We start from the raw sequence: 18622 nt of genomic DNA, 5'->3' as shown, positions 1-18622 counted from the left end.
AGAGCGAGTTAATTATCCCTAAACTCGCTCTTACTCTTTCATTTTGGTATTGCCTAATAAGTAAAAAACTTAGAAACGGTAGCCTAGACCTACTGTGTAAGTCATTGCCTTTGAATCAAACAGATGTTCGCTGTATTCAACACCACCATTAAGAGCAATACTCTGAGTTAAATTCAGCTCAATACCAGCACCAGCCGCGAAACTACTATCTTCAAAGCCTGATGTAACAGTACTACCTGATTTACGTTCTGCTTTATAAGTGGCATAACCCAGGGTTGCATAGCCACTCATTACATCATTAAAACGATATGTTGGGCCAATATGAATACTGCCATAAGTACGATCAAAGGTATTAATTTGTACCTGGTTATTCACAATCGTTGCTGTCGTTGATTCATTTAACGTTGTACCAGTTAAACCCACCAACAACCCCAAACGACCGGGTTCATAACGATATTTCAGCGCAAGACCTGTTAGATCGTCATTTAAACCTTTGATATCTGTCTGTGCATATCCAACACTAAAAGTATGGTCTGCTGCATTAACATTAACAGCGTGAAACATGGCTGTTACAACGGCAGCAATAGCAATAGTTTTTTTCATTGTTATTTCTTCTTAAAAGATAAATTTAAAATATAAAGATGAACTCAATGGTTCAGGCAAAACCTAAAGCAATACATTCACAATGTCAATACCTCAATATATTTCAATTTATTTAATTAAGATAATATCCTTTATTTACAAAAAGTTAAAACAACAAAAAAAAACAAAATGAAACCCATACAATATCAATTGTATGGATATGAAATTTTGAAATTAACGTTTAAATATCAAACAAATTACAAAATGAAACCATCGCACTTTGCCGCACAAATAAAATCATTTTTGTGTAAACCTTTAATTGAATGACTCCACCACCTCACCGTCACTTTTCCCCACTCTAATAAGATGGCAGGGTGATGAAATTCCTGCTCAGCTAATTCGGCAATTTGATTAGAAAACGCCCAAGCTTGTTTAAAGTTTTTGAAGCGATATATCTTTTCTAACTGACCAATTCCCTCGCGGTGAACGAGTGACCAGCCATCTAGCTCACTCAATAATTGTTGTTGCTCTTCAGCGGTGAGTGTGACAGCGTCTACACTGCACGCCTCACAACGTAATTCATCCAACATGTTGTTGTTCCTTTGGTTGAAAAAGAGGTGGGAGTAACCCGTCCTTCATAGCTTGAGCAACCAACGCCATTAAATCGCGTTGGCTGAGTTGATAAAGTTGACCAAGATCGGGCAACACGTAATAAATCGGCTGCATGATGTCGATGCGATAAGGTGTGCGTAAAACTTGCATCACATCAAACGGTTCTCGCACCGGAAGCATACTTTCTGAAGCATAAAGTGTTTCTCCCGGTGATGAGAGAATTCCCCCTCCATAGATTTTGGTTTTACCTTTCTCTTGCACTAAACCAAACTCCACGGTGAACCAGTATAACCTTGCTAAAAAGCTGCGCTCTTTAGCAGATGCACAAGCGCCTAATTGACCATAGATCTGAGTAAATGCGGCAAAATCTGGATGAGTAAGCATCGCGCAGTGACCGTAAACCTCATGGAAAAAATCAGGCTCTTGCAAATAGTCAAACTCTTCTCGGCAGCGCAAAAATGTTGCTACTGGAAATTTTCTATTCGCCAGCAGGGCAAAGAAACGATCAAAGCTAATCAATGCGGGAACCGGTTCAACTTGCCACCCCGTTTCACGCTGGAGCACCTGATTAATTTCGGGCAATTGTGGTAGGCGATCCGTGGGCAGATTCAGCATTTGCAAGCCATCTAAGTACGCTTGACAGGCTCTAGATTTCACAACCTCTTGCTGGCGAGTAATTAAATCATGCCAAATCTCATGTTCATTTTTATCCCAGTCAATGTGTCCATGTGGATCAACGGGTTTAGAGTGGTATTGACTCATCGCCCTACTCCTTAACAACTTAATTACATTAAGCCTAACTAGCCCAACTCCGACTGCCAATGGGATCGGATGCAATACCACCACAACCAGTGTAACAATATTTTTACAACTGTACTGTTTTTAGTTATTTTTCATGGGTCTGTTCTAACGCTGGCAAGTTGACTTTCCTATGCTCGAGGACAAAACTTGTTCACAACGTTTAGAGCCGTACCTTCACAAATTAGGGAACGATATGCCATCAACCACACCACTTTGGATACCAAGCCAAGAACGCATATCCACCTCAAACCTGCAGCAGTTTATTCAGCATGTGAACCAGCAAGGAGAAACGTTTGATAGCTATCAAGCTCTGCATCAGTGGTCTATTACTGAAAGCTCGCGATTTTGGTTAGAAGTTTGGCAATTTTGCGATGTTATTGGGCATCGAGGAGATTCCCTGATGAGTGAAGGGCTTCCTCGTTTTGGTAACGAAATATACCCAGCACGGGATTCTATTTGGTTTCCACAGGCAGAACTTAACTACGCGGAAAACCTGCTCTCTTACGCGTTTCAATATCCCGATGTAACGGCTATTTGGTTTAAAAATGAAAGTGGGCAAACCAAACAGCTAACGTGGCAACAGTTGTGTGATCACGTTTCTCTGATTCAGCAATGGCTTATTCAAAATGGAATTGGTCAAGGAGATGTGGTGGCAGGCTATCTTCCCCACTTACCGGAAACAGTTATCGCAATGCTGGCGACAACGAGTCTTGGTGCAATTTGGACGTCAACATCGCCAGATTTTGGCATAGAGAGCGTCATTGAACGTTTTGGGCAGGTACAACCTAAAATCCTTTTTTGCTGCAATGGTTACACCTTTAATGGCAAGCCATTCTTGATGCAAGAAAGAAATACCCACATCGTTTGCGCGCTACCGAGCCTAGTGAATACTTGTCAAATAGAGTATCTGCAAGAGCCTCAGTTCAGCCCGAATTTGGGTAGCAGTTTCTCGACTTGGTATTCAATCTTGGCAAGCTACCAGCCAAAAGAGCTAAACTATCAACGGATTGGGTTTAACGACCCGCTCTTTATACTGCACTCCTCAGGCACAACGGGCAAACCAAAATGCATTACTCACTCCGTAGGTGGCACTCTGCTCAATCATTTGAAAGAACATCAGCTGCACTGCGACATCCAACCGCGAGATCGTGTTTTCTATTACACCACGACAGGCTGGATGATGTGGAATTGGCAAGTTTCAGCATTAGCAAGTGGGGCAACACTAGTCATTTATGATGGCCATCCGCTCTACCCGCAAGCAAAAGCACTTTGGTCTCTGGCCGATGAAGCCAAAATCACCTTGTTTGGCACTTCTGCCAAGTACCTTGAAACCCTGCAAAAATGCCCTTTTTCGCCTAGTGATGACTATCCACTACCGGATCTGAAAACCTTATGCTCTACGGGTTCCGTACTCTATCCCGAACAATTTGATTTTGTGTATGAACACATCAAGGCCGATCTGCATTTAGCTTCGATATCCGGCGGGACTGACATCTGCGGCTGTTTTGCATTGGGAAACCCGCTCTCTCCTGTCTATCGAGGTGAATGCCAGGGCGCGGGGTTAGGTCTAGATATCCTAGCCTTTGATGAACAAGGTGACATCGTCACGGAAAGGCGTGGCGAATTGGTTTGCCGTAATAGCTTTCCTAATCAACCGATCGGCTTTTGGCATGACGATGGCTCTCGCTACCAACAAGCTTATTGGGATAAATTTTCGGGTGTTTGGCACCATGGTGACGAAATTGAAATCACAACACACGGCGGTATCATATTCTTCGGACGCAGTGATACAGTCCTAAACCCAGGTGGGATCCGTATCGGAACGGCTGAGATTTATCAACAAATCAATGCCCTACCTGAAATCCAAGACTCAATTGCGATTGGCCGAAGATTAGAACGAGATGAGGAAATCATCCTCTTCGTTCAACTGACTCAAGGCGTCACACTTGATGATTCGCTCCAACAGAAAATTCGCACACTCTTACGTGAACGCTGTTCACCACGCCATGTCCCTGCGCACATTTTTGCTCTCAGTGACATTCCTCGAACCAAATCAGGAAAACTGGTTGAACTGGCCGTTAAGCAAGTTTGCCATGGAGAGAACGTGAAAAATCTCGGCGCGATCGCTAACCCAGAAGTGCTAAGTGAAATAGAAAACTTACTTTCGGCATGATTGAAAACAACAAAAAAGCCATTTACGTAGATAAATCAAGGCAATTAACGGTTTGTTTTTCGTGCCACAATGCTATTCTTGAGCCAATGATTCAATGCATCGGCTTTTTATGGATTATATTCATCTCTCTCGCTTTAGCTTAAAACACCTCACCGCACTGCATGTTATGCTCAACACTCGCAGTGTTACACAAACCGCAGTCAGGCTTTGTGTCAGCCCTTCAAGTATCAGTAAAATTCTTGCTCAGCTACGTGAGCTGCTCAATGATGATCTTTTCTACCGCGATGGTAATCAGCTGATTCCAACCCCCTATGTGCAACAAATGGGGCCGACCGTACACCATATTTTGTCAAGCATGAATGGCCTACTGCATTGTACTGAGTTTAACCCGCAGGACTACCAAGGCCACTATCGCTTAGCGATGCGTGAAAGCACATTGGAGCTATTTGCCCCCAGAGTCACTGCCGTGTTATCAGCCTGCTCACCAGAATTGTCGATGACAGTGCACTCCAAAGAACATTATGGTTTTGAAGCATTACAAAGTGGTCTCATCGATGTCATTCTCTTGCCACACGACATCAGTCAACCGCCAACGTTCGCGCAAGATCTGGTTTGGCAGATCATTGAATCCGATGAGTTGATCTGCTTGATGAGCCCTGATCACCCACTCGCCCACTCAGAACTCACGGTGCAAGATTATCTCGCTTATAAACACATTGGCATTCTCGATAATGAGCTAAGCGAACCCTATTTTGAAAAGTATTTAACTCAACAGCATGAGACTCGACGCATCGCAGTGGCAACGCCAGATTTTGGGGCAGCCGCAATTTTGTGTCGACAGACTTCATTCCTTTTCACCTGTTCAAAAATGTGGGCAGACCACGCGATGCAAGCTCAAGGCCTAATTCAGAAAGTTCTGCCTTTTGAATATGGCAAAGTCGCATACAGCTTAGTTTGGAATAAACCGAGCATGAATGATCGAGCAATTCATTGGCTTTGCCATCAGTTGACATCTCATTCGATTTGAAAAAATACGCAAAAGGAAAGGGTCGGCATAAGCCGACCCTTTCCTTCTCTACTCTGTTTTTGATTTTTGTTAATAACCCTAGCCATGAGTTGTCAGTCAATAAACAGAAATCTGAGACATAAACTCGGGGAACTGAGTCTTGTCCTTGATTATTCAATCATTAGTTTAGGCGCAAGATCTATTTTTTGTTAGTGAAAATAAGTAAATAGTCAATTTACTATTTGGAAAAGATATGCGAATCACATTCATAACGAAATCAATATGCAATGAGCAGCAAATGTAAAACAAGCAAGCATTATTGCCATTTTGCTACTAGCAAAATAAAGCCGCTACATTATGCAGCGGCCAAAATTACGGTGAGAAACGGATAACTTATAGATTAAAAACCGAACAATAAACTATTTCCGAGCAACCCCAACAACGACAGGCAACGTTCCTTGCTCGGTAGTGACCTCAAAAGCCACTTGCACATCGATTGAAGCAAACCCTGCATTGCGCAAGACAGTTTCAATCTCATTGACAGTTAAGCTCATATCCGTGTTGCCTGCCCCATCAGCCAGCCAATCAAAATGCACAAAATAACCACCCTCATCCACAAGGGTGAAAATGATATCTGCAGCATCTTGGAAATTAGGTAAGAAAGCACAGACCGATGAAGCAACAACCAGATCAAATTGCTTACGAAATGCAGGGTGCTGGGCCACTAAGCCACGAGTGAGTGCGTCCACCACAGGTTCAACATTGCGTAATTCTTTGCGGTCAAGCTCTTCAATCATGGCTTCAGATGAGTCGAGAGCAACAATATCGCGAGCGAGTGGTGACATCAGCTGACTCAACAATCCTGTGCCACAGCCAAAATCCAATACATGCTTACCTTGAAGAGAAAGGATTTTTGTCAGTTGTTGAAATACGCTTTGCGCAAAAATATGAGTGGCGGGATTGCTTTCCCAGCTTGCTGCATATTCATCCCAGTCGTGTGCCATCATGGCCTCCGTATTACTTCTTGTATTCGGGCAATGCTGCCAAGAGTAAACCAAAATGAAGTCGAGTTCATAGCGTTACAACGCATTCTTTACCAAGAATATCCATTTTTGACTTATCTGCTGAGAATTTATACAGACAAGCATTAGTTGACATTCTTTATGAAGTCAACATCTTGAACGGGTTGAGTTTATTACAGTTATCTCACTCATCGAATAGCCAAATTTTGCAAACTCAGAATCAACCTTGTTTGCTGGGTACAGACTCTGCCGTTGTCTCTGATATCGAATGAGGCTGACGAGTCACCCACCAACAAATCAGTGAGCCGGCCGTTACCATCACAACGCCTTGCCAGAAGCTAATGCCTAACACGACTCCCAAAATCAAGGAAGAAAACAGCGTTGAAATCACAGGCGTGAAATAGGAGATTGTCGCTAATAACAGCATGTTGCCGCGCAAAATCGCCACATTCCATAGAGCGTAGCCACTCCCCATTACTCCCCCCGTCAAAAGCAAAGTGCTTACGTTGGACCACGAATATGAGAGTGAGGGTTCATCACTCAGGATGTACTGAACCCACAACGTGCTCGCCGTTGCCGCGAAAAAGAGCACAATTGCATTTTGCCCCTCCGCTAAACGCTGTGTGACATTACAGTAAATCGCCCAGATAAAAGCGCCAATAAATGCCATCGCATAGACCGTTGGGTTAGAGCTAATTCGCCCAGTGAAATCTGCAAGAGAAAAGCCTTGTTCAGCAACGATCGTCCACGCGACACCGATAAAGGCTAATCCAACACTAGGATAAACCCAAAAACAGACCGAGCGTTTACTCAACAATACCGCAATCAATACCGTGAGTGCAGGCCAAAGATAGTTGATTACTGACATTTCAATGGCTTGGAGACGATCGTTTGCCATTCCAAGCGCTAATGCCAAACAAATCTCGTAACTCACAAACAGGGCTCCACCTATTAATAGATAACGCAATGACCCTGGTTTTAACTTGGGTAAACCCATTGTAAAGAGTAAAAACAGCGTACTCGCGGTATAGATCAACGCGGCTCCACCAATCGGTGAAAACTCTTCGGCAACCCGACGAGTTAATGCCATCAAGCTGCCCCAGAGCAAAATTGCAGCAATGCCATATAAGGTATATTTGTACGTGTTGAATCGCTGTTTCAAGGTTCCACCAAGGAGATTAAGCCGTCATGGGCACACTATTCGACGCTTGTTAGAGAGCGCAATATTCTCGCAGGTGTGCCACCCACTAAGGTATCGGGGGGAACATCATGGTTCACCACTGAGTTAGCCGCCACCACAGAGCGAGCACCAATCGTGACACCTTGATTAATCACCACATTGCCGCCAATCCATACATCATTTTCCACCACGATTGGCTTACACACAGTTTCCCATGACTGTCGGCAACGGTAATCCAGGGAGTGTGATGCAGTATAGAATTGCGAACTAGGACCAATAAGAACGTTATTGCCGATGGTAATTGGTGCGCCATCAAGCATGACGACATTCATATTGATGAAGGAGTGTTCACCAATACGAATCGTTTTCCCAAACTCACAATGGAATGGCGGCTGAACTTGACTCAGCTCGCCGAGATAACCAAACAATTCTCTTTGTAAAGCATGGCGTTCGGCGTCATCTAGGCTTTGGTTAATGGCAAGTTTTAGCCTACCCGCTTGGCTACGTAGCGCTTCAACTTCTACAGATGCGCCATCAAAATGTTCGCCATTGAGCATTTTTTCCAATTCACTCATCGATTTTCCCCTATCGTTTATGAACGCTCAAGGTTAACCGCCAATGAGCAAATGAAAAGTGCAAACAATGACGAATCCGTTTCCTCTATTTTTTGTCACTATCTTGAGCTGCAACCTCTAATGGCTCCACGCGGGTGACTAACAACTGGTCAACTTTGTAGTTATCGATATCCACCACTTCAAACTTGTAGCCTGCATACACGACAGAATCGGTACGACGTGGAATTTTACGCAGCATGTACATCATAAAGCCGGCAATGGTTTCGTAATTTTGCTGCTGTGGGAACTCTTCGATACCAAAAGAGCGCATCACATCGGTAATCGGGGTTACACCATCGACCAACCAAGAGTTACCGTCACGAGCCACGATCTGCTCTTCACCTTCTGCAAGAACCCAAGTTCCCATGACCGCACTTTGCAAATCATTGAACGTTACCACACCGACCACCAGCGCATATTCGTTCATCACCACCGCAAAATCGACACGGTTAATTTTGAAATACTCCAATGCCTCAGAAAGGCTTAACGTATCAGGAATAATGGGGCAACCAATGACCACATTGCTCTCTTTTAGGTTCATGCTTTGGCCATTAATCACTCGTAACAACAAGGCTTTTGAATCAACATAACCTTTGATCAGATCCAGCTGACCATCGCAGACCAAAAATTTATTATGCGGATGCTGCGAAATTTTCTGTTTGATCTCTTCTTCACTATCGCTGAGGTTAAGAAACACCAGACTTTCACGTGCTGTCATTGCCGACGTCACAGGAATGCTCTGCATCTCAAACACGCTTTCCATCATCTGTTGTTCACCTTTATCCAGCACTCCGGCCTCTGCACCTGCATCCATCACCGCATAAATATCATCTGACGTGATTTCATCATTGCGCTCCATAGGCACACTCAAGGCACGGAATAAAAGGGTCGCTAGGCCATTGAAAAACCAGACGATCGGTTTAAGTAAAGTGATACACAACTGCATACCGCCCACCAAGTTGGTCGCGATACGCTCCGGCATTGCCATTGCAATACGCTTGGGCATCAGATCAGCAATTAAAATGAACATGCTAGTCACTAGCATAAACGACAAAATAAAGCTGGCTTGTGCCAACCAATTACTCGGAATCCACCCTTCAAGCATCGCTTTGATGTAAGGCGTAAATGCTGACTCACCGACAATACCACCCATGATGGCAACAGCATTGAGACCAATTTGCACTACAGTGAAAAAATTACCCGGGTGAGCTTGCAGCTCTAGCACTCGCTCTGCTCGCTCATCACCTTCATCCGCCATTTGGCGTAAACGAATTTTCCGCGCCGCAGCCAAGGAGATTTCCGACATAGAGAAAAAACAACTGGCAGCGATCAGCGCCATAATAATCGAGATGTTTTCGAAAAAACTCATAGGTATACACCCAAATTCAATAAAACAAGAGAGCTAAAAACAACATCAAAGGGCAGATAGACCAATAGATAAACGCATCTTTATCCGCCTCGGTTGAGCATAGATGAGCGAGACGGATAAAGAGATGATTACAGCAGACATCTCTGCAACTTCAAGTTAAACCGTAGGATTATAAAAGTAAGTTACTCAGCACGAATTTCCCATGAATGGCTCATTTCAACGCCCTTACCGAGCATCAAACACACCGAGCAGTACTTCTCTAGTGAGTCAGCGGTTACTTGCGCCACAATGTTTTGATCCAGATTTTCGCCACTAAGTACAAAGTGGATATTGACTTGAGTAAACAGCTTAGGCGCAGTGTCACGACGTTCAGCGCTGAGTTTGGCCTCACAACTGTGAATTTTTTGCCCTGCCTTTTTCATGCCATCAACGACATCGACTGAGCTGCACCCACCCGCCGCCATCAACACCATTTCCATTGGGCTTGGTGCGCTAGCGCCGCCACTGCCATCCATTACAATTGAATGACCTGAATTCGACAGCCCGATAAAGCGAAAATCTTCAACCCATTTTACTTGCGCTTGCATAACAGAAACTCACTAAAGTTAATGAACGGCTGTATGTTAGCACAATGGCATACGGAAAGATGCTCAGATTCTCTTCCTAGACCACTCAGCGATGATTCAGTGAGCCAAAAAGAAAACCCCACTAAGCTTTCGCTTAGTGGGGTTCAGTTCTTACTCGCAGCAATCCCGCTACTAATAGGTGCTCCCTGCATCTATTCCTTGATAGTTTGCTGTGTCCTTCAGCGCAATCCGTTTCATCGCCTTCCTAGCGGTGTCCCTTACTCTATCATCCTGATAGATATCACCTCAGTCCTTTAAGTTGTCCATTAACTCTCCGTTTATAACCATCCTAGTTACTAAGCGTCCAGCTAACGTCCTTTGCTTTCCATGCCGACCATTCATCCTGAATAATCGAAATCTTCGTCCTGAAGATGACCAATCCTTGGGTCTTTCCTGTTCCGTGTCCGCTTCCTGCTGACGGATAGACTTTACGATATGCGCTTTTTTCAGCAACCCTTATATTTCACCCTACCAAACAACCCTGAGCAAAAAACACAAAACAATCAATAAAAATCAACAGGTTAACTTGAAGCAGGGTTAAACACATGCACCTTAACACTAGAATCTCCTACAGAACCTGTAAGAGATCTCGCACAAGAATAATCCTAAATTGAGAAAAATAGCTTTTCGCCATCTCACATCTCCCCGTGATATTAATCTCAAAAATCTCTATAGGTATTGTTGAAAGAGGGAAGATCGTTATCGTGTGATAGGCAAAGCAACATACTGGACTTATAGGAAGGGATACTCTTATAACAAAAACCAAGATAGTATTAGCAGCACTGATGCACTTAAGGTACAAACTCAATTGCTAAACAATGTCGCGAATGAATGAGGAATAACGACATGATTTCAAAATGGGCGCAACGTTTTTTCCAAATGGCAGAATTAGTCGGATCGTGGAGTAAGGATCCTTCCACGCAGGTAGGCGCTGTGATCACCAAACAAAACCGAATTGTTTCGGTAGGTTTCAATGGCTATCCGCACGGCATTTCCGACAGTGCCAGTACCGATGACCGTGATATGAAGTATTTGAAAACTCTGCATGCGGAAGAAAATGCGATTCTTTTTGCTAAACGCGATCTGGATGGCTGCGAAATTTATGTTACGCATTTCCCATGCCCTAACTGCGCAGCCAAAATCATTCAAACGGGTATTGCAGCGGTTTATTGCCCTGAGCAGTCTGATGATTTTCTCTCACGTTGGGGAGATAAGATCAAAGTCAGCCAAGATATGTTTTTGCAAGCTGGTGTCAAAGTCAACTGGCTGCCTCTGGCCGAGTTAAAGCATATCAATACCATTACCTTACCTACCGACAACCATTGTTGATCCTGTGCCCTCCATTTTGTGAGGGCATCCAAATCAATTTTGAGACTCGCGATAAACCTCGCACAAATTCCGCATCCCTGCCTTTTATTCCATGCCAAATCGCAGTAAACCTACATATGATGAGGCTAAAATCAAACAAGATAATTAGTCTGACAGTATTAATTTTGCACTATGGATAGTGAATGACGTCTCTAATTGCAATTCCCAGTGGTAAGTTAACTTCGCCCTTATGGGCTAATTTATTTTTCCACTTTGGGCTTATCGTTGTGAGCTATACCCTCGTTGCTGAACATCCAACGATGGCACGACTCTACCTATTATTCCCCCTTTTGATGCTCATCGCTTTTTGGGTACCAAATCGCAATGCACGTGGATTATCGGCGCTAAGCGCTCTATTACTGATTGTGATTGGTAGCTTGTTTACTCCGCTAAGTGTGGATGCTATTGAGGAAACGTTTCTTCTACTCCCCTTAATTTACCTTGTACTGTTGCCAGCAACCTTGTGGCCAATGGTGGTCGCCATCATTCTGGTCATGTGCTACCTCACGTCGATTGAAAGTAGTCTGTTTAGTGAAGTAGCGGAAGATGCAACAGAATTGTTGGCCATTACTGCATTTGCTACTTTTGGCACTTACTATCGCCTATCTTTATTAAAGCAAATCAAGCGTTACCGAAAAGACAGTTTGACGGATTACCTGACATCATTAGGTAACCGCAAAGCATTTCACCTTCAATTGCACCAAATCCAGCAGCTGAATCAACCAAGCCAATACGCCTTATTGCAAGTGGATTTGGATGACTTCAAGCAGATAAATGACAGTTTAGGGCATCAGCAAGGCGATAAGCTCTTAGAAGAATTGGGCTTACGTTTACGTTCACTAAAAAACTCATCTTGCCAAATCTATCGCTTAAGCAGTGACGAATTTGCCCTTATCCTTCATCACGAAGAGCAGTTAATACCGGCGATCAAACGGACTGTAGAGCAGCTCCATGCAACTTTACACCAAGGGTATAAACTGGGTAATCGACTCTACTCAGTGACGACTAGCCTCGGTATCGCATTACTGGAAGATGCGCTCAATGACACTGATATTTGGTGTCGCAATGCGGACATTGCAATTCTCAAAGCAAAAAGGAGCGGTAAGAATTGTATTCGCTGGTTTGATAACGAGCTTCACAGTGAAACCATCCGCCAATACCAGATCGAGCGTGAGTTGAATATTGCTATAGAAAAGAATCAGTTATTACTGCACTACCAACCAAAAGTGGACATACGCTCAGGCCGTATTGTGGGGACGGAGGCTTTAGTTCGCTGGCAACACTCAGAGTTAGGTATGATCAATCCGGGGGATTTCATTTCGGTTGCAGAAAAAACCCAGCAGATTATTCCGATAGGTCGCTGGGTAATTAATGAAGCGTGCCGACAATTGAGCGAGTGGCACCACTCATTTCCTGATTTATCAGTATCCGTCAATGTCTCTAACATTCAGTTTCTATATGACGATATCTATCAGGTGGTATACAACGCCTTACAAACCTACCCAATACCACCACACACTTTACAATTAGAAATCACCGAAACAACCTTAATGCGTTATCCCAACAATGTCATCCATACATGTCATCAATTGCGTGAACTCGGCATTCAAATTGCGCTTGATGATTTTGGTGTCGCCTACTCCTCTTTGAACTATTTAAAGCAGCTTCCGATCGATGTAATAAAAATCGATCGTTCGTTTGTCGACAGCTGCAATGACGATAGTGCAGGGAAAATGATCGTACGCACTATCATTCAACTAGGGCACAATTTAGGGAAAATGGTCACTGCTGAAGGCGTTGATTCTGAAGAGAAATTGGCCGTTTTAACAAAAGAAGGATGCGATAAGTATCAGGGATTTCTTTTTTCTCGTCCCCTCCCAGCAGAGGAATTGGAAGCATTAATGCAGCTCCAAGTAGGAAAAGGCTAGTTTAAAACGCGAAAGTCTGAGTTGAGATGACCTTCGCATTTTCTAAGTAGAAATAGCCAAAGAGAGCCAAGGCCCCAATGTCCTATCGCTAATTTTTGATTACATTTTTATTTTTCTTAGATCGCCATAAGAAAAATCATCAAACAACGCTTAAATTCGACTTTAATTACAAAGATTTGCAATTCCAATTTTTATTCACTTTTATTCTTTGATCTCGGTCGATATAGTCACGAAATAAGTCTGCTGTTCTTTTTTTGTCAAGGCACAGATCAAGCCGCATCGAACCCGATAATGAACGCCAATCCATCCAATTTCCCGTTGATTATTTCATCATTATTTTTCCTAGCAGAATAACACCTCTGACTTTACAATCCGGCCACATAAAAACAACAATCCGACTCACCCCCCTACAGACGTGAGTTTTCTAAAGTTTCTCAGCCGATTTGAAATGATTATTTCTGTACCCAAACGAATTGGAGTTGCAGGTAAGCGGCAAGTAGGTGAACACCCATAAACATTGACAGATAATGTGATTGGGATACACGAATCTAGCCCACACCAAAGTAGCTTTAAATCGCAAGGGGATCTTGTAGGGAAACTAAACATAACGTGAAATAAGGCCCAGATTTATCCATGAGTCCAGAGAAACATCTCCAAGACTGGCAAACGAGCCAAACGATTGCTGAAACTATGTCGCCACTCATCGGTCAACTTTATCGCCAAAAAGGTGTTGAAGTTGTTTTGTTTGGTAAAACTTTAATCAATGCCGCAACCATCGACATTATTAAAACCCACCGTATTGCGAAACGTTACTTAGACCACCCTCTGTCACTAGAACAAACAATGCCAGTGTTGCAGCAGATCACGCAGTTGGAGCTAGCACCTTGTCGTATCGATTTGGGTCAGCTAACACATCTGTTTTGGCAACATCATAGCAACCTCCAAGGATTAAACGATTTTCTGCTTACCGCACTGGATGGTGCGTTAGGCAGCACAGCCATATCTCAACCTAAAGACGTTGTTTTGTACGGATTCGGCCGTATCGGGCGCTTACTGGCTCGCCTTTTGATTGAAAAAAGTGGTGCCGGCTATCCATTGCGCCTGCGTGCGATTGTGGTACGTGGAGGCAAAGAGGGCGACCTAGAAAAACGCGCTAGTTTATTACGTCGTGATTCTGTTCATGGCCAATTCAACGGTAGCATTACGATTGATAAAGAACGTAAAGCCTTGATCGCAAATGGCAATTTTATCCAGGTCATCTACGCTAATTCTCCGCAAGAGATTAACTACACGCGTTACGGCATTCACAACGCACTGATCGTAGACAACACCGGAGTGTGGCGTGATAGTGAAGGACTAAGCCAGCACCTTGCTTCTCTAGGCGCAAGTAAAGTGCTGCTTACGGCTCCAGGTAAAGGTGACATCAAAAATGTCGTATTTGGTGTTAATGAATCGGTTATCCAGCCAGAAGACACCATCATTTCAGCCGCAAGTTGTACAACCAATGCCATCACTCCAGTGTTAAAAGCAGTCAACGATCGCTACGGCATTATCTCCGGCCATATTGAGACGGTTCATTCATTCACCAATGACCAGAACTTGATCGATAATTTCCACAAGGGTGAACGTCGTGGCCGAGCAGCATCACTCAACATGGTATTAACTGAGACGGGTGCAGCAAAAGCCGTGGCGAAAGCGCTACCAGAGTTAACCGGTAAACTCAGCGGCAATTCGATTCGCGTCCCCACACCAAATGTGTCCATGGCGATAGCGAATCTCAACTTAACTCACTCCACGACTAAGGAAGAATTGAACGCCTATCTGCGTGACATCGCGCTCAACTCACCTTTGTCAGGGCAAATTGACTACACCGAATCGACCGAAATTGTCTCAAGTGATCTGGTTGGTTCACGCTATGCAGGTGTGGTTGATGCAACAGCAACTATTGCGCAAGAAAATCGTTGTGTTCTGTATGTGTGGTATGACAACGAGTTTGGTTATAGCTGCCAAGTGGTGCATTGCATGGAACAAATGATGGGGGTTCGTTACCCCACTTATCCAGCAAAATAACGGATTCATCTCCACAACAAACCCAAACTGCCGAATGTAGGCTGATCGCGTCTGCAACCAATCTAGCTGAACGTAGAATGGGTCATAACTATAACAACCATAAGTCGTGCTACGCTGATCGCTTCGGTGATAAGCAACAACGGCCTCTCCCTCAAGCTTGCCGCCTCACGATGTAGGCGGCTTTTTTTTGGACATGGACAATAACAGGTCAGAGATACGTCAACTTTGTCCATTTATAGTGAAAATGAACATTGTTCATTTTCGATTAATCTTATTCAGGGTATGGTAAGTCTGTTACTTGGAGGAACCATTATGAACCGATTCCTGATCACTTTACTGTCAATGATTACTGGCGTGTTTGCTCTGATTTTCAGCTTATTGCTCGCGATCCCTCTCGCAATTATCGCGCTGATCACTGGCAAACGTCTGGAAAAGCAGCTTAAAGCACGTGCTTTTCAATTCAGCCAACAAGCCGCTTATCAATCTCATTCTGATGTGATTGAAGGTGAGTGTGAAGAGGTCTCATCACACCGTTAGTATGGCGAGAGAGTTGGGCTTGAGAGTGTCTCAAACCCACAAAAAAATGACTTAAACCGTCAGAAACACTCGAATGGCTAACGCAATCAGCACAATACCTGAAAGTCGATCAATCAATACTGCACGTGCACGCAATTTGTCGAGCAATCGCGGTGAGGACAAGATCAGCGTGATAAAACTGTACCAAAGGCCATCCACAACCCAAGGTGTGATCACAATGGCGGCTTTGCTCGTAAAATCCGATCCCACGGCAACGTATTGACTAAAAAGTGCGATAAAAAACAGTGCAATTTTCGGACTGAGCAGAGAAATCAACAGACCTTCTCGGGCAGATTGCCAAACACTCACGGTTTCCCCCGACTCCAGCTTTGCGGCTACGCCCCCTTTTGAGCGCAATGCGTTCCAACCCAAATAGGCAAGATAAGCAGCACCGGCATAACTGATCGTTTTAAACAGCAACGGTGACTGATGCAGTACAACAGCCAATCCAATTAAGGTGATAAAAGCATAAACACCAATACCAAAGGCGTGCGCCCACGCGGCTGCAAAGCCGTTCTTCCGTCCGCCAGCGAGACTATGCTTTGCTACCATCGCCAAACTGGGTCCCGGTGACATGGCCCCCAAGATACAAATCGTAAACAGCGATAACCAGACTGTCAGTGTCATGCAAACTCCTTAACTTATTCACTCTGCGAGCAACAATATAAGTAAACGGCTGGAAAATATAGCGAAAAGAGTGAGAAATATCGCGCCTAACTTTTGATTGAATGATATACGAGTGAATTTTTATTCAGTGAAAGCCGTTATGAAAGGGAGTATGCTAAAACTCAAACTCAGCGCAGGATGCTTAACGTGAATCAACTGAAGAAGGATATTTCTCTTGGAGCAGGGGTTGCCCAACTCTCGACCACGCTCATGGGAACAGGGCTATTTATGGTCCCAGCCATTGCCGCCGGTATTGCAGGTGCGTTTTCACTGTGGGCATGGCTGATCCTGTTCATCGCAATATGCCCGATTGCGCTAACCTTTGCCCAGCTTGGTAAACGTTATCCCAATGCAGGTGGCACCGCCTATTTTGTTCGTCAGGCGTTTAATTCTCGCCTTGAGCGTGCTGTAGCTTGGTTGTTTCTGAGTGTCATTCCTGTTGGTGTTCCTGCTGCGGTAGCCTTAGCGGCAAGCTTCCTGCAAGCCTTGTTACCTACTCCTCTGGCTAATCCGCTGTTCACGCAAACGCTCACCATTCTTCTACTGATTGGGGTTAATCTTGCAGGCACTAAATCTTCTGGCCGTTTACAAACTTTGATCGCATTAGCCATCTTTAGCTTGGTGATTGCCTTTTTATGGCGAGGTCATGTCTCCACTCAAGATTTGGTCATGCCCGCTTTGACGCATGAAGGCTTGATGTCGATTGGTGCAGCGCTAGCGGTGATGTTCTGGTGTTTTGTGGGCATTGAAGCTTTTGCCCATATGGGCGAAGAGTTTCGCAATCCTCAGCGTGATTTTCCTTTGGCCATTTTGATTGGTAGCTTAGTTGCAGGGCTCACCTACTGGGCTTGTTCAGTCGTGGTGCTGAAATTTGGCGCATTTGGCAGCAGTCAGTTTGATAGTGGCGCAATTCCCTGGCTTAGTGACAAACTGTTTGGGGCACGTTGGGCAATTATGATCAGCATAATTGGCTTTCTGGCCTGCTTTGCTAGCCTGAATCTTTATACACAGAGCTTAGCGCGCATGGTGTGGGCACAGGCTCGAGAATACCGCCCTGAAAGTGCCATTTCCCGAGTTTCTATTCGTGGTGTACCGACCCATGCCACTCTCTTGGTGGGAGGTGTGCTGTTTATTTCTTGCTTGATTGGCAATCTTACAGGGCTTGATCTGGAGTTTTTCTTGAAGCTAGCTAACGGCATTTTTGTTTTAGTGTACTTACTCGCCATGCTTGCCGCTTATAAGTTACTCATGGGTTGGGGGAAATACTTAGCTGGGCTTGCATTGGTGCTGTGTACGGGGGTATTTCTCTGTTTGGGTTGGTCAATGCTTTATGCACTCACCGTATTTATTTTACTGATCCGCCCTTGGCAAACATCGCCTCAGATGACTTGAAATGAGTCAGCATTAAAACAGCTCAACATCATCCGCAGCTGTATTTGGGGTAGTGGCTATTTTTCCATCATCACAAAGCTGCTCATAGCTGTGTACCTGATTACGCCCATGTTCTTTGGCGTAATAAAGCGCTTTGTCTGCTTGGTCAAGAATAGTAGGAAGATAGTCCCCAGGACTTAGTGAACAGAAACCGGCGCTAAAGCTTAGCTGACCAATTCTGGGAAAATCATGGCTACGGATGTGCTGCCGAAATCCATCCAAGTGTTGGCGAATTTGATCTTCATCTCCAGTGGAGAAAATAAATAGTAATTTGTATCGCTGGAAAATCTGATTCAGGAAACTATCCAAAACGCGGAAAAGCTACGTCCTTCCTACTTTGGTGAATCGAAAACAGAAACTTTGGCCGGCATCAACCAAAACCGGCGGGAAGCCCGTGAGCAGGAACGCCAGAAACGTCGAGCAGATAGCAAGCCTACTGAGTCAAAACCTAAAGCAGATGTCAGGTATTTGACTGATCAATCCGAAGACGGGGCTTTCCCTGATTTTCTGGATGACCTGTTTGGAGATGATGAATGACACTACCCAAAGGCATGGTACAGGCGATTTATAATGATACCGGGATCAGTCAGTATCAGGG

General features: G+C 44.4%; 16 protein-coding genes and 2 pseudogenes. 8 read left to right on the top strand and 10 right to left on the bottom strand.

Features of this window, described 5'->3' with window-relative positions:
• Positions 1–69: 69 nt before the first annotated feature.
• The 3 genes from VOA_RS07765 to phhA form a co-directional block, all read right to left on the bottom strand.
• Complete coding sequence (locus tag VOA_RS07765; RefSeq protein ID WP_000750822.1) at positions 70–603, bottom strand: Ail/Lom family outer membrane beta-barrel protein; 534 nt, start codon at positions 601–603, stop codon at positions 70–72.
• A 236-nt stretch (positions 604–839) separates the two neighbouring features.
• Positions 840–1172 carry a 4a-hydroxytetrahydrobiopterin dehydratase gene (locus tag VOA_RS07770; RefSeq protein ID WP_000883447.1) on the bottom strand — a complete coding sequence of 111 codons (333 nt, stop codon included), beginning with the start codon at positions 1170–1172 and terminating at the stop codon, positions 840–842.
• Entirely contained in the window at positions 1162–1956 is a 795-nt protein-coding gene (gene phhA / locus VOA_RS07775) for a phenylalanine 4-monooxygenase (protein WP_000084922.1), read from the bottom strand. Before phhA ends, VOA_RS07770 begins: the two co-directional genes overlap by 11 nt.
• 232 nt (positions 1957–2188) lie before the next feature.
• On the opposite strand from phhA, the gene VOA_RS07780 reads away from it, so the two are divergent.
• From VOA_RS07780 to VOA_RS0118025, 3 genes and pseudogenes are all read left to right on the top strand, one after another.
• Positions 2189–4168, top strand: coding sequence for an acetoacetate--CoA ligase (locus tag VOA_RS07780; protein ID WP_001141359.1), 1980 nt, complete (start codon positions 2189–2191; stop codon positions 4166–4168).
• A 109-nt stretch (positions 4169–4277) separates the two neighbouring features.
• Positions 4278–5195: a LysR family transcriptional regulator gene (locus VOA_RS07785; RefSeq protein ID WP_000384539.1), complete on the top strand. Its 918-nt coding sequence runs from the start codon at positions 4278–4280 to the stop codon at positions 5193–5195.
• A pseudogene (locus tag VOA_RS0118025) lies at positions 5192–5387 on the top strand (hypothetical protein). Before VOA_RS07785 ends, VOA_RS0118025 begins: the two are co-directional and overlap by 4 nt.
• Before the next feature lie 206 nt (positions 5388–5593).
• Here the strand turns inward: VOA_RS0118025 and VOA_RS07790 are convergent.
• The 5 genes from VOA_RS07790 to VOA_RS07810 all read right to left on the bottom strand — a co-directional run bounded on the left by VOA_RS07790 (position 5594) and on the right by VOA_RS07810 (position 9946).
• Positions 5594–6178 carry a class I SAM-dependent DNA methyltransferase gene (locus tag VOA_RS07790; protein ID WP_000929776.1) on the bottom strand — a complete coding sequence of 195 codons (585 nt, stop codon included), beginning with the start codon at positions 6176–6178 and terminating at the stop codon, positions 5594–5596.
• Positions 6179–6416: 238 nt separating this feature from the next.
• Positions 6417–7358 carry an aromatic amino acid DMT transporter YddG gene (gene yddG, locus VOA_RS07795; protein ID WP_000813484.1) on the bottom strand — a complete coding sequence of 314 codons (942 nt, stop codon included), beginning with the start codon at positions 7356–7358 and terminating at the stop codon, positions 6417–6419.
• A 35-nt stretch (positions 7359–7393) separates the two neighbouring features.
• Positions 7394–7951 (bottom strand): sugar O-acetyltransferase, encoded by a 558-nt coding sequence (locus VOA_RS07800; RefSeq protein WP_001292103.1) that lies wholly within the window; start codon positions 7949–7951, stop codon positions 7394–7396.
• 85 nt (positions 7952–8036) lie between these two features.
• The gene (locus VOA_RS07805; protein ID WP_000007483.1) at positions 8037–9359 is read right to left on the bottom strand and encodes a hemolysin family protein; all 1323 of its coding nucleotides are present in this window, start codon (positions 9357–9359) and stop codon (positions 8037–8039) included.
• Positions 9360–9541: 182 nt separating this feature from the next.
• Complete coding sequence (locus tag VOA_RS07810) at positions 9542–9946, bottom strand: OsmC family protein (protein ID WP_001148884.1); 405 nt, start codon at positions 9944–9946, stop codon at positions 9542–9544.
• 885 nt (positions 9947–10831) lie between these two features.
• Between VOA_RS07810 and VOA_RS07815 the strand changes: the two genes are divergently transcribed.
• The 4 genes from VOA_RS07815 (at position 10832) to VOA_RS07830 (ending at position 15888) form a co-directional block, all read left to right on the top strand.
• Positions 10832–11314 carry a dCMP deaminase family protein gene (locus VOA_RS07815; protein WP_000624156.1) on the top strand — a complete coding sequence of 161 codons (483 nt, stop codon included), beginning with the start codon at positions 10832–10834 and terminating at the stop codon, positions 11312–11314.
• Positions 11315–11496: 182 nt separating this feature from the next.
• Positions 11497–13281: a putative bifunctional diguanylate cyclase/phosphodiesterase gene (locus VOA_RS07820; protein ID WP_000202383.1), complete on the top strand. Its 1785-nt coding sequence runs from the start codon at positions 11497–11499 to the stop codon at positions 13279–13281.
• A 633-nt stretch (positions 13282–13914) separates the two neighbouring features.
• Positions 13915–15351, top strand: coding sequence for a glyceraldehyde-3-phosphate dehydrogenase (locus tag VOA_RS07825; RefSeq protein ID WP_000074413.1), 1437 nt, complete (start codon positions 13915–13917; stop codon positions 15349–15351).
• Between the two features lie 312 nt (positions 15352–15663).
• Positions 15664–15888 carry a hypothetical protein gene (locus tag VOA_RS07830; RefSeq protein ID WP_001079009.1) on the top strand — a complete coding sequence of 75 codons (225 nt, stop codon included), beginning with the start codon at positions 15664–15666 and terminating at the stop codon, positions 15886–15888.
• A gap of 51 nt (positions 15889–15939) precedes the next feature.
• Here the strand turns inward: VOA_RS07830 and VOA_RS07835 are convergent, their stop codons facing one another.
• Positions 15940–16554, bottom strand: a complete 615-nt coding sequence (locus VOA_RS07835; protein ID WP_000176952.1) for a LysE family translocator — start codon at positions 16552–16554, stop codon at positions 15940–15942.
• Positions 16555–16740: 186 nt separating this feature from the next.
• On the opposite strand from VOA_RS07835, the gene yjeH reads away from it, so the two are divergent.
• Positions 16741–17985 carry an L-methionine/branched-chain amino acid transporter gene (gene yjeH, locus VOA_RS07840; protein ID WP_009355978.1) on the top strand — a complete coding sequence of 415 codons (1245 nt, stop codon included), beginning with the start codon at positions 16741–16743 and terminating at the stop codon, positions 17983–17985.
• 12 nt (positions 17986–17997) lie between these two features.
• Here yjeH and VOA_RS07845 read toward each other — a convergent pair.
• A pseudogene (locus VOA_RS07845) lies at positions 17998–18297 on the bottom strand (GGDEF domain-containing protein); the annotation flags it as partial.
• Between the last annotated feature and the right edge of the window lie 325 nt (positions 18298–18622).

The organism is Vibrio sp. RC586 (genome assembly GCF_000176715.1).
Lineage (GTDB): Bacteria > Pseudomonadota > Gammaproteobacteria > Enterobacterales > Vibrionaceae > Vibrio.
The sequence above is the reverse complement of the archived record's forward strand: the minus strand, read 5'-3'. Positions and strand labels throughout refer to the sequence as shown.